The 12,263-nt window shown below is 69.5% G+C and carries 11 protein-coding genes; 3 read left to right on the top strand and 8 right to left on the bottom strand.

Annotated elements, in window-relative coordinates:
- Positions 1-2: 2 nt before the first annotated feature.
- Positions 3-1,076, bottom strand: coding sequence for an ABC transporter permease (locus QRN27_RS11935; protein WP_056780617.1), 1,074 nt, complete (start codon positions 1,074-1,076; stop codon positions 3-5).
- A gap of 124 nt (positions 1,077-1,200) precedes the next feature.
- The gene (locus QRN27_RS11930) at positions 1,201-2,832 is read right to left on the bottom strand and encodes an ABC transporter substrate-binding protein (protein WP_285042407.1); all 1,632 of its coding nucleotides are present in this window, start codon (positions 2,830-2,832) and stop codon (positions 1,201-1,203) included.
- Positions 2,833-3,136: 304 nt separating this feature from the next.
- On the opposite strand from QRN27_RS11930, the gene QRN27_RS11925 reads away from it, so the two are divergent.
- Genes QRN27_RS11925 through QRN27_RS11915 form a run of 3 tightly spaced genes read left to right on the top strand, consistent with a single transcriptional unit; the run spans position 3,137 to position 5,206 of the window.
- Positions 3,137-4,426: a pyridoxal phosphate-dependent aminotransferase gene (locus QRN27_RS11925; RefSeq protein WP_285042406.1), complete on the top strand. Its 1,290-nt coding sequence runs from the start codon at positions 3,137-3,139 to the stop codon at positions 4,424-4,426.
- On the top strand, positions 4,423-4,860 hold the full coding sequence (locus QRN27_RS11920) for a RidA family protein (protein WP_285042405.1): 438 nt from the start codon (positions 4,423-4,425) through the stop codon (positions 4,858-4,860). The genes QRN27_RS11925 and QRN27_RS11920 overlap by 4 nt, the downstream gene beginning before the upstream one ends.
- Before the next feature lie 40 nt (positions 4,861-4,900).
- Positions 4,901-5,206 (top strand): hypothetical protein, encoded by a 306-nt coding sequence (locus QRN27_RS11915; RefSeq protein ID WP_285042404.1) that lies wholly within the window; start codon positions 4,901-4,903, stop codon positions 5,204-5,206.
- 14 nt (positions 5,207-5,220) lie between these two features.
- On the opposite strand, the gene QRN27_RS11910 is transcribed toward QRN27_RS11915, so the two are convergent.
- The 6 genes from QRN27_RS11910 to QRN27_RS11885 form a co-directional block, all read right to left on the bottom strand.
- Positions 5,221-6,240, bottom strand: a complete 1,020-nt coding sequence (locus QRN27_RS11910) for a D-2-hydroxyacid dehydrogenase (protein WP_285042403.1) — start codon at positions 6,238-6,240, stop codon at positions 5,221-5,223.
- A gap of 68 nt (positions 6,241-6,308) precedes the next feature.
- Positions 6,309-7,193, bottom strand: coding sequence for a DUF4438 family protein (locus tag QRN27_RS11905; protein WP_285042402.1), 885 nt, complete (start codon positions 7,191-7,193; stop codon positions 6,309-6,311).
- Positions 7,190-8,098 (bottom strand): DUF4438 family protein, encoded by a 909-nt coding sequence (locus tag QRN27_RS11900; RefSeq protein WP_285042401.1) that lies wholly within the window; start codon positions 8,096-8,098, stop codon positions 7,190-7,192. The genes QRN27_RS11905 and QRN27_RS11900 overlap by 4 nt, the downstream gene beginning before the upstream one ends.
- Complete coding sequence (locus QRN27_RS11895) at positions 8,095-9,534, bottom strand: metallopeptidase TldD-related protein (RefSeq protein WP_285042400.1); 1,440 nt, start codon at positions 9,532-9,534, stop codon at positions 8,095-8,097. Before QRN27_RS11895 ends, QRN27_RS11900 begins: the two co-directional genes overlap by 4 nt.
- Positions 9,531-11,057: a TldD/PmbA family protein gene (locus QRN27_RS11890; RefSeq protein WP_285042399.1), complete on the bottom strand. Its 1,527-nt coding sequence runs from the start codon at positions 11,055-11,057 to the stop codon at positions 9,531-9,533. Before QRN27_RS11890 ends, QRN27_RS11895 begins: the two co-directional genes overlap by 4 nt.
- Positions 11,054-12,214, bottom strand: coding sequence for a Gfo/Idh/MocA family protein (locus QRN27_RS11885; RefSeq protein WP_285042398.1), 1,161 nt, complete (start codon positions 12,212-12,214; stop codon positions 11,054-11,056). The genes QRN27_RS11890 and QRN27_RS11885 overlap by 4 nt, the downstream gene beginning before the upstream one ends.
- Between the last annotated feature and the right edge of the window lie 49 nt (positions 12,215-12,263).

Genomic DNA, 12,263 nt, shown 5'->3' with positions numbered 1-12,263 from the left:
GCTCAGTACCTCACCCTCGGGTCGATGATCGCCGCGATGATGTCGACGATGAAGTTGGTCAGGGCGACGATCACCGCGAGGAGCGCGACGATGCCCTGGACGGCCACGAAGTCACGAGCCTTGAGGTACTCGCTGAGCATGAAGCCGAGGCCCTTCCATTCGAACGTCGTCTCGGTGAGGACCGCGCCGGCGAGGAGCAGGGCGATCTGCAGCCCGATGACGGTGATGATCGGGATGAGCGCCGGACGATAGGCGTGCTTCGTGACGAGTCGGAACTCGCTGACGCCGCGCGAGCGGGCCGCGTCGACGTAGCCGGAGCCGAGCGTGCCGATGACGTTCGTGCGGACGAGACGGAGGAAGACACCCGCCGTCAGCAGGCCGAGGGCGATGGCAGGGAGTACGGCGTGCGCGAGGACGTCGCTGATCGCCGTCGGGTCACCGAGCCGGATCGCGTCGACTAGGTAGATGCCGGAGGGGCTGGAGATGGTCTGGAGCGTCAGCTCCGTGCCGGTGCTCGCGCGACCGGCGACCGGGAGGATCCCGAGCCACACGGAGAAGATGAGCTTGAGCAGCAGACCGGCGAAGAACACGGGAGTGGCGTAGCTGAGGATCGCGAAGACGCGGAGGCCGGCGTCCTGCCAGCGGTCGCGGCGGGCGGCGGCGAGCATGCCGAGCGGGATGCCGACGATGAACGCGACGATGAGCGCGTAGATCGCGAGTTCGAGGGTCGCCGAACCGTACGTGAGGAGGACCTCGATGACGGGCCGGTTGTCGGAGATCGTCGTGCCGAAGTTGCCGACCGCGATCTGTCCGAGGAACTCGAAGTACTGGACGAAGAGCGGCCGGTCATAGCCCGCGGCACTGATGCGTTCCGCGAGCTGGTCGGCCGGGAGCCGTCCTCCGAGCGCCGCGGTGATCGGGTCACCGGTCAGGCGCATCAGGAAGAAGACCATGGTGACCAGGATGAACACCGTCGGGATGATCAACAGGAAGCGGATGACGAGGTACCGCCAGAGTCCGCCACCTCCAGACCGTCTGGCCGCCTTGGGGGGTGGGGTTGCGACAGCTGCCGTCATTGCAGTGGATCCTCCTCGATCACCGACTCGGTAGAGCCCGGACACACGATCGGGGCGGCTCTGTGGAGCCACCCCGATCGCGACGTCCGACTCACCATAGTCGGATATCAGTTGGTCAGGCTACTCAGCCCTTGCTGATGGGTGCGTAGCGGAACTTGAACGACGCGTCGAGGACGGTGCCCTCGACATCCTTGCCGACGACCGCCACCTGAGCGCCCTGGAGCAGCGGGATGGTCGACAGGTCGGCCGCCTCGAGATCCTGGATCTGCTCGATGAGCTTCGTCCGTGCGTCGGCGTCCGTCGTCGAGCGCTGCTGGTTGATCAGGTCGTTGACGGCCGGGTTGTCGTAGTGGTTCGCGAGGAAGTTGTCCGTGGCGAAGAACGGCGACAGGTAGTTGTCGGCGTCGGAGTAGTCCGGGAACCAACCCAGCTGGTAGGCCGGGTAGACGTCCGTCGTACGGTCCTTCGAGTACTGCACCCACTCGGTCTGCTGCAGGTTGACGGTGAACAGGCCGTCCGCCTCGAGCTGGTCCTTGATGAGCGCGTACTCGTCGCCGGAGCCGGAACCGTAGTGGTCACCGTTGTACTGGAGGTTGAGCGCGACCGGAACGGTCACGCCGGCTGCCTCGAGCGTCTCCTTGGCCTTCGCCGCGTCCGGGCCGCCGTCGCCGTCGCCGTAGAGGCCCTTGAGGGACTCGGTGGCACCGGTCAGGCCGGCGGGCACGTAGGAGTAGAGCGGGGTGTAGGTGTCCTTGTAGACGTCCTTGGCGATCGCGGCGCGGTCGATGAGGTCGGCAGCGGCCTGGCGGACGGCGAGCGACTTGGCCGGGTCGGCGTCGGCGGTGGTCGCACCGTACGGCATGGTGTCGAAGTTGAAGACGAAGTAGCGGATCTCGCCACCGGGGCCGTCGATGACCTTGACGTTCTTGTCCTTCTTCAGGTCTTCGATGTCGGTCGCGGAGAGGCTGCGCGACGCGACGTCGATGTTGCCCTGCTTGACGTCGAGCTTCAGGTTGGACTCGTCGGTGTAGTACTTCACGTTGACGGTGTCGTTCTTCGCCTCGCCGAGGAGGCCCTGGTAGTCCGCGTACTTCTTGTACGAGATGAGCTCGTTGAACTTGTAGCTGTCGATCGTGTACTGACCGGCGAAGGCCTTGCCCTTGACGATGTCGTTGTCCGGCGTCAGCTCGGTGGCCGAGAAGACGTCCTCGTCGACGATCGGGCCGACGGGGCTCGAGAGCACCTGCGGGAAGGTCTGGTCGTTCTCGGTCTTCAGCGTGAAGACGACGGTGAGGTCGTCAGGCGCGTCCGTCTTCTCCAGGTTGCCGAGGAGCGACGACGGGCCGTTGTCGTCGGCGATGGCGAGCTGGCGGTCGAAGCTGAACTTCACATCGGAGGAGGTGAGGTCGTTGCCGTTGGCCCACTTGAGGCCTTCCTTAAGCTTCACCGTGTACTCGGTCGGCGAGGTGAACTCGGCCGACTCGGCGATGTCGGGCTCGACGTCGGGGCTGTTGTACGGCGTGTTCAGCAGGAAGGGGTAGATCTGGTTCATGACGGCGAACGAGCCGTTGTCGTAGGAACCGGCCGGGTCGAGCGTGGTGACCTTGTCGGTCGTACCGATGACGATCGTGCCGCTGGCACCGCTGCTGGAACCGCTGCCGCCACCGGCGGCGCAGCCGGCGAGGGCGAGAGCGGAGATGGAGAGACCCGCGAGCGCGACGGCGCTCTTCCGGAATCCACTACGTGGGGATGACATTGATGTCGACCTCATTTTCTGTGTGTGAGAGACGGCACGGCTGTGTGCAGGTTCTTCGCACGTGCTTGTAGAGGATTACAGCACGGTCCGAACAACTCCCTCAAACTCAGGAGGCTTCCGGTGCAGATTCGTTACGAGCACGAAACGTGCGCGCGCGGCTGTCGCGACGCAACGACTGCGCGTTTCCGCCGATCCCGACGAGTGTCGGCTTCGAGACGGATCATGGATCACCGGTTGTCGATAGTATACAGTCTACAGATGACAGGTCCGGATGAGGCGGACCTCATCGTTCTGAGGAGCTCGTATGTCTGTGCACCCGCCTGCGGCCACCACCGCTCAGCTCGGCGGCGACACGCCCGCCGCTCCAGGCCTGCGCCCCGCCCAGAGCGCCCGCGTGGCGCGAACACACCTCACCTACCGGGATGCCGCACCTGGGCTCTCGGTCCGCGAGGCCGACCTCTCGCTCCGCCTGGACGGCGGTGGCCACGGGCTCCTCGACACGACCCACTTCGACACGGTCCGCTTCCCGCCACCGGCCTGGGCGGACGAGGCCATCCGTGAGGCGGTCGCGACCGGCGCCTGGGCGTACACCCCCTACCGCGGCGACCCCGGCGTGCTCGCCGACCTCGCGACGGCGATCGGCGGTTTCCTCGGCAGCCCGGTGGGCCCCGGCAACCTGGCGCTGACGCCAGGCACGCAGGGAGCGCTCTTCACCACGCTCTCCTCGCTCGTCGACGAGGGCGACCTCGTCCTCCTCGCCGACCCGGACTACCTGTTCTGCGAACGCATCCTCGCCTTCCTGGGCGCGCGGGTCGAGCGCATCCCGCTCATCCTGGACGGAGGACAACCGAGCCTCGACCTCGAGGCAGTCGAACGGTTCCTCCCCGAGCAGCCGAAGCTGCTCATGTTCTCGCACCCCAACAACCCCACCGGCGCCGTGTACCCCGCGGACATGATCTCCCGGGTCGCCGACCTCGCCCTCGCCGGCGGGTTCCGTGTCCTCGTCGACGAGCTGTACAGCCGACTCCTGTACACAGATGTCCCGTTCCCGCACCTCCGCTCGGAGCCCGGCATGGCGGATCGCACCATCACGCTCCTCGGCCCCTCCAAGACCGAGTCCATGAGCGGGTTCCGGATCGGCGTCGTCGTCGCCCCGGAGGACGTCATCGCGTCGGTCGAGCAGACGCTCGCCATGACCTCGCTCCGCGCGCCCGCCTACGCCCAGCGCATGCTCGCCCGGTGGCTCGTCGACGACGACGACTTCCTCCGGGAGCGCATCGCCGACCTCGAGGCGATCAAGCGGACCACCGTCGAGAGCCTGTCGCGGGTGCCGGGGCTGCGGATGACGCCGCAGGACGGGACGGCCTATCTGTTCCTCGACGTCTCCGCCTTCGGGGTGTCGGACGTCGAGGTGGCCGGAGCCCTGCAGCGCGAGGCTCAGGTCGTCGTGTCTCCCGGGTACCAGTTCGGCCCCTCCGGAACCGGCCACTTCCGGATCTGCTACGCCCGCGACGAGACCGAGTGGGCGGCGGCGCTCGAGCGGATGGTCGCCTGCCTGACCGGACTCGCGTCCGCAGCGGGCATCCAGAAATGAGCGACCCCACGATCCGGCCGGCCGGTGCATATTCGGTCGCCCGGCTCGTCGGCGAACTGGTCCACACCGCCGGCATGACGCCTCGCGTCGACGGCGCGCTGATGGCCACGGGCCGGATCGGGCGAGAACTCGACGACACTGCTGCGCTGACCGCCACGCGGGTGGCGACCGAGCGCGCGCTCGCAGCCGCCGAGAGCGCCGTCCCCGAGGGCGCCACGCTCGCCGAAGTCGTCTCCCTGACGGTCTACCTCGCGGTCGCCGACGGCTTCGTCCGGCTGAGCGAGATCGCCGATGCGGCGAGCGCCGTCGTCATGGAGCGGTTCCCGGAGGCCGAGCTCCCCGTCCGCGCCGCGCTCGGGGTCGCCGCCCTTCCCGGCGATGCACCAGTCGAGATCCAGCTCGTCGCGCGATGCACCGACGGGCCGATCACCTGATCACTGCCGTGCACTCGACGCGTGTGGTCTGATGGTCGTCATGGCCGTCTCATTCAGCTTCACCGTCGGGGTCGACGAGCCCCATCACGTCACCGTGCGGGTCGCCGGGATCCGGAACCGGGTCACGATCGAGGTCGACGGGCGGCTTGCGGCGGACAGCGGGGGCAACCTCGGGCGCATCATGCCGAACGTCTTCGATGTCGAGGTCGGCGTGCACGAGCGACACATGGTGTCCGTCCGGGTGATCACCCAGCAGCCGATCGACGGCGGAGCACACTACATCGACGTGTTCATCGACGGCCGCTTCGCCGCGCGGCACGATTGGCGGGCGATCCGCGAGTCGTGATCGTGGCCGACCGGTCAGTAACCCCGGTCGGCGTCGAAGCGGTTCAGCAATGCCTCTCCCGCGCGGTAGCGGGCCAGGTTCTCGATGAACAGCGCCGTGAGGGTCGCGTTCTCGCTCTCCACCGTCGATGCCGAGTGCGGCGAGATGAGCACGTTGTCGAGGTCCCAGAGCGGCGAGTCCGCGGGCAGCGGCTCCTCGCGGAAGACGTCCAGGGCCGCACCGCCCAACCGGCCCGAACGGAGGGCGTCGATGAGGGCGTCCTCGTCGATCACCTGTCCGCGCGAGATGTTGACCACGGCGGCCCCCTCGGGGAGGAGCGCGATCCGCTCGGCGCTGATGAGGTTCTCGGTCTCCGGCGTGAGCGCCGTGCACAGCACGAGCACGTCGGTGCCCGGCAGCACCTCCTCGAGGCGGTCCACATCGCTCAGCTCGACGCCCTCGGGCAGCTCGTAGGAGCCGCCCACCCGACCCACGGCGGTCACCCACGCACCGATCGCGTCGAAGGTCCGCACCACGTTCGACCCCATGCCACCCACGCCGACGACCGTGACCCGCATGCCGGCCAGCTGCCGGGTGGTGTAGCGCTCGAACCGGCGCTCGCGCTGCCGACGCTGCAGATCCGGGAGGCCCTTCACGACGAAGAGCGCCCCGGTGAGGGCGAACTCGGCGAGCGGCACGGCATGGACGCCACCGGCCGTCGTCGCGACGATGCCGCTCCGGTCGAGGCCGGTGCGACGCATGAACGCGCCGATGCCGGCGCTCGTCGCCTGGATCCACCGCAGCTTCGGAGCGCGCTCCGGCAGCGCAGCGGGATCCTGCCAGTCGAAGTCGAACGCGACCTCCGCCCGCGCGAGCATGTCCTCCCACCGCTGTTGGTCGGCCGCGGAGAGCTGCGGCGTGGGGCCGTGGTGGTCCGACACGTACTGCGGGGCACCGACGAGCGCGGGGTCGTAGAGCACCTCCACGTCCGGGTGCGAGGCACGGATCGCCTCGACGTGCTCGGGTTCGAGGTGGCTGGCGATGAGGATCTGCATGATGGTCCATCCTGCCGCGGGCGCGGCGGTGCGTTGGTCGTGACGCGGCGTGCCGCGATGTCGTCCGGTCAGGCGGTCGGCCAGGGGGCCACCGCTGCGAGCCGTTCGGCGGTGAGCGCGGGCCGGACGCCGTCCGTCCCCTCGGTCACCGCACGAACCCGCAGGACCGAGCTCGGTCCACACGCGATCGGGACGAAGCCGGGCCCGTGACCGGGCATGGGTGAGCCACCGTGCACGATGATCCCGACGGTGATCCAGTCGCGCCGGTACCCCATGTTGTGGCGGACGTCGAGGTGCTCGACCGCGAACAGGTCCCCGAGCCGCATGTCGATCCCCGCGAGTTCAGGCGAGTCCGGGACGACGGCGAGGTCCACGTCCCACTGGTGTGCGGGCCGACCGATACCGTTCCCGGCCACCTTGCCCGGCAGCACGCCGACCACGTCGAAGCCCACGACACCCTGCTCGACGGTCATCGGGAGGGCGTCGAGGAGCGCCGGGTCGACGTTCAGCAGCACGACCTCCTCGGGTAGGTCCTCGCGTCGGAGCCCCTGGCCCATCGCGTGCACCGCGATCCGGTCGCCGGGCAGGAGCGCCGCCATCGTCTCGTCGTCGAAGGACACGATGACCCGTCCGGCCTCACCGCGCTTGCCGACGACCGAACCGGTCGCCCCCGTCGCGGCACCGGAACGCACGGTCGCGCGGTTGCCGATGCAGGCGAACGAGGTCAGCCCGAAGCGCGAACCGGCGTCCGGATGGACGAGCGTGACCCCCGGTGCCGCGTGGTCGGCGTCGGTGGCGAACACCGAGTCGCCGAGGTGGACGCCGAGCACGATGCCGCCGTCTCCGATCGGCACGTAGGGGTGCCCGTCGCGGTCGATCCGGTACGACACCATCGGGGTGAGGCCGGCGTGCTCGACGAAGCCGAGCAGGTTGTTGGCGATGATCGAGCTCATGCGTCCGTCTCCGTCGTGGTCGTGGTCGTGGTGGTCGCGCGGCCCATCCCTGCGAGCGCGACGCCGAGGTTCGCGGCCCGGTCGTCGACGACGGTGAACGCCGACGCCGGTCCGGACAGCAGAGTCGACGGCCCCGGACCGTGCCCGAAGAGCCGACACTCGCCCGTGGAGATGACGCCGATCGTGATCCAACCCGGCCGGTAGCCGCGGCCGTAGGAGTGGTCCTGGTCCTCGAGGACGACGATGTCGCCGATGCGGAGCGACTCGAGGCCGAGCGAGAGGTCCTCACTGAGCCCGGGGTAGGCGCCCATCAGGTCGGTGTTGGCGAACTCCGAGAGCATGCCGCCTCCTGCGCCCGCCGCCTCCGCCGGGACGCGCATGGCGACACCGACCTGGAGCGTCCCGTCGGTCGCCGTCGAGAACGGCAGATGCGGGAGCAGCCGCGGGTCGAGGTTCTTCACCCGGACGTCCGGGTGGTCGAGGAGGCGCAGGCCCTGACCGCGGGCCTCCACACTCACGGCGTCACCGGTGGTCACCTGGCGGAGCGAGCCGTCGGCGAAGTCGGCGAGGACATAGGCATGCTGACCGATGACCACACCCTCCGCTCCGACGGCGGCACCCGAACGCACCGTCACGACGTTGCCGACGCAGCTGAGGAACTGCAGTGCGGCGTTCGCCTCACCGCCCGCATGCCGGATCGACAGCCCGGGTTCGAGGTGGTCGCTCGCGTAGCCCGTGGCCGCCTCGCCGACGTGCGCACCCATCGTCACCCCGCCCATGCCGGGCAGGATGAAGGGGTGGCCGTCGGGGTCGACCCGGTAACCGTGTCGGTCGGCCTGGGGCGGCCAGACCTCGCCGGTCAGGATCTGCGTGACCAGGCGGTCCTCGTTCGTCCTGAGAATCATGCCGTCGTTCCCTTCGGGACCGGTGCGGTGCCGAGGGCGAAACCGCGGATACGGAGCGGCGGCGCGGTGGCGGCACCGTTGAACACGTTCATGAGCGGCTGGCTCAGGGAGACGGAACCGACGCCGTCGACCCGGGCGAGACTCTCGAGCACGCTCACCGTGAACCGCTGCGACTCGACCGGGCGCGTGATCCGACCGTTCTCGATGAGGAAGCACGCATCGCGCGTGACCCCGGTGATCGTCGAGCGGACCGGGTCGACGGTGCGCGTGTACCAGAAGCGCTGCAGGTAGACCCCGCGCTCGACACCCGCGATGAGGTCGAGCTCGGTGGTGTCGGCGGCGCGGAGGATGACGTTCATCGGGATCGCATGCGGCGCCTCCTCCCGGGCGATGTGGAAGTTGCCGCTCGACGCCGTGCCGAGGGCGAACGCGGTCTCGCGGTCGGTGACGACCTCGGCCACCCGCCCCTGGTCGAGGAACGGGACGTCGCGCTTCGTGGTGCCCTGGAAGTCGAACGGGAACGGGAGACCGAGGTCGGCCGTCGCGTCGTCGTGTACGGAGACGAGCGATGAGGCTGCCTGCTCGCCTGGGCGGGTCGCTGCCGTGCCGAAGCCGGATGCCAAGGCTCCGCCCGTGAAGCCGAACGCTCCGAAGAAGTCGAGGAACTCACCGGCGGCGAGCGCCCCGAGCACCACGTCGTACTCACCCGGGGCGAGTGGCGCACGGCCCCGCGCTGCGGACGCCTCCGCAAGCGTCCGCTCGACCGACTCCGCCGCGAGCAGACGGTCGGAGGATCGGGAGAGGTCCTTCCAGTGGGACGAACCGTCCTCGATGCGGACCGTGAGGGAGCCCTGCGCCTCGGTCGCCGCGGCGTACCGGGAGGTGCCGCGCTCGCGGTCGTGGAAGGCGACCTCGGTGACCGCGCGGCCGAACATGCCCGCAGCAACGCCACCGGCCCGGTCGGCCTCAGACATCGCGCGGTCGGCGAGGGCGACGTGTTCGCCGACGTCCCAAGCCGCCGTGTCCTCACCCCAGAGCAGGGCGCCGGACGCGGTGCGGCCGGACACCTCCGGCTCGTCGACCGGACCGGGATCGGCTCGAGGAGCAGCGGCGGGGAGTCCTCGCTCGGCCTGCTCGCGCGCGGCGGCACTCGCGTTCGCGACCGCCCGACCGAGCCCGGCGATCGAGCTGGCGGCAGCGAGTGACGCCCGCCCGTCCACCTCGGCGCGGACCATGATCTGCACCTCGTCGATGGCCTGGCTCTGGTGCACCCGGCGGCCGGCGAAGCGGGTGAAGTCCCCGCGCCGACCGGCGAGGAAGGCTTCGATGCGGTCGGCCGGGGCGTCGCGCAGGGCGGCCTCGAGCGCCTCCGCGGCTCGCTCGCCGCCCACGACGGGCCTGAACGCGGTGGTGGTCGTGCTGTCGGTGTCGCTCATCGGTCCACTCCGATCCGGAGGTTCCGCACGAGCGTCGGCGAGGCGCCGTGCCCGAGGAAGCCCCATTGCTTGGGTTCGCCCTTGCCGCAGGGCATGCCGAAGGCCTTGAACTCCTCCGGCCCGGCGACCGCCTCGACGGACTGCCAGAACTCGGGCGTCGTGCCGCCGTAGGAGAAGCCACGCAGCAGGCGACCCCGCCGACCGTGCTTCACCTCGTACGCGACCTCGGTGCCGAACTGGAAGTTGTGGCGCCGTTCGTCGATGGACCAGCTGCGGTTGTCGTCGATGTAGTACCCGTCGCCGAGGCGCTCCTGCAGTTCCTCGGTCGACCCACTGCCGGGTTCGAGGAACACGTTCGTCGCGAAGCACACGGGGGTGTAGCCCCAGCCGTCCGAGCGGGCTGCGCCGATCGACGGCACCCCGATCCGGGCGGCCGAGTCCCTGGTGGAGAGGAAGTTGCGGATGATGCCCTCGGAGATGAGCGGCTGACGGGACGCCGGGACGCCCTCGTCGTCGAACGCGAAGGAACCTCGGGTGCCGGGCACTGTCGGGTCCGAGGTGATGTTCACCGCCTCGGAGCCGTAGCGGAGCGAGCCGACCGCGTCCGGTCCGATGAAGGAGGTGCCCGCGTAGTTCGCCTCGTCGCCGAGGATCCGGTCGAGCTCGAGCGCGTGACCCGTGGACTCGTGGATCTGCAGCGCCATCTGGGCGGGGCCGATGATGACGTCGGCCGTGCCCTGCGGCGCGAGCGGGGCGGTCAACAACTCGACGGCCTCCCGACCGATGCGGTCGGCCTCCTCGACCATCCGGAGCCCCTCGACGTACTCCCAGCCCGCCTGCGCGGTGTTGCCGTGGAACGAGTTGGGGAAGGAGCGACGTTGCATCGTGCCGTTGCCGACCGCGTTCACGAGCGCCATCGCGCCGCTCTCGATGAGGTGCTGGTGCTGCATCGAGCCCTCGGTGTTGGCGAAGTGCCGGTGCTGCCGCTTCGCGTTCAGGCCGGCCTGCGCCATGACGACCTCGACGGGGGCGCTCGCGGCGCTCAGGATGTCGTCGAGCAAGGCCTGACGCGTCGACGCCGAGACCGCGAACGGGTCGAGGACGACGTCGGTCGCGTACCGGCCGCTCACCGGTGGCATCGGCGGCAGCTCGGTGCGGTGGGCGTCCGAGACCCGGTCGGCGTTCCGCGCGTTGGCGAGGGCACGATGGGCGGCGAATGTCAGGTCGTCGTCGTCGTCGATCGGCACGGAGGCGAACCCCCAGCTGCCGTTGAAGAGCACGCGCACACCGACGCCGAGGTTGTGCTCGATCCGCTCGTCGAGGCCGGACTCCAGCGTCGAGTACAGGCGGACCTCCTCGGCTTCGATCAGGCGGGCGTCGGCATAGCTGACGCCCGGCACGTCCACCGCGGCGAGGACCGTCGTGAGCATGGTCGCGGCGGCCTGGTCGTCCGCGAGCTCGCCCCACGCATGAGCCGCAGCGTCGACCGCGGCGAGCGGCGCGACCGTGTCGGCGCTCGTCACGCGCGGGCCGCCTCGGTGTCGTTCGCGTCCGACGGGGCGAGCGCGAGCGGGAAGTCGCACCATGCGCGGGTGCGGAACGACAGCTCGAACGCGTTGATCGTCTCCTGGACGAGCGCGCCCTGGTCGAAGTTGCCCTGGTTGAAGTCCTCGCCGGACAGGATCTCGGTGGCGAAGTCCTTACAGAGGTTCGAGTAGAAGAGGAACGGCCACGGCTCCGTGGACGCCCCGCCCTCGGGGAAGAACTCCTGCGGGATCTCGAGCTCCTCGAACTCGACCTGGTCCTTCTTCGCGACCTTGATCGTCTGGCAGATCCCGGCCTCCTCGACCAGGCGGACGATGATCGCACCCTCCGAGCCGTAGATGCGGGCCTCGATGCCGGGGAAGTTGCCGACGGTGACGTAGGACGACTGGATCGATGCGAGACGACCCTGCTCGAACTCGGCGATCCACATGTCGCCGTCGTCGATGTTCATGCGCTGCATGGCGCCCGTGTCGCGCACCATCCGCTCGGGGACGAAGTTGCGCATGGTGCCGACGACACTCGTCATCGGGGCGTCGAGCCACCAGTGCATGATGTCGATGATCGGTGCACCGTAGCCCTCGATGGAGGACACGGCGATGACGTCGGGGTCGGCGTCCGGGTCCACCTGGCGCAGCGGCGTCTTCGGGTCGATCCACTGGCTGTTCTGCTCATAGCCGTTGAAGATGTAGGGCTCGCCGATGAAGCCCTGGTCGATGAGGTGCTTCGCGTACTGGATCGCCGGGGCGAAGCGGAAGGTGAAGCCGAGCTTCGTCTTCACGCCCCGTTCGGCGGCGAGCGCCGCGGCGCGCCGGGTCTCGGTGTAGTCGCTGTTGACGGGCTTCTCGCAGAGCACGTGCTTGCCCGCGGCGATGGCCGCCATCGAGATCTCGAAGTGCATGGCGTTGCCGGTCGCGACGTCGATGACGTCGATGTCGGGGTCGTCGATCAGTTCGCGGTAGTCGGTGACGGCGCGCTCGATGCCGAACTCCGCGGCCGCCGAGGCGAGCGCCTCCTCGTCGATCTCGGCCAGCGCGACGACCTCGACGCGCGGGTCGCGCTGCCAGCCGGGGATGTGGGAGCGGACGGCCCAGCGGCCGGCACCGACGACGGCGACTCGGAGCTTGCGATCGGACATGGTGGTTCTCCTTCTGCGGGTGCCGGCATCGTGCGATGCGCGGACGGTG

This window comes from Plantibacter sp. LMC-P-059a, assembly GCF_030209505.1.
Classification (GTDB): Bacteria; Actinomycetota; Actinomycetes; order Actinomycetales; family Microbacteriaceae; genus Plantibacter.
This window is presented reverse-complemented; position numbering and strand designations above follow the sequence as displayed.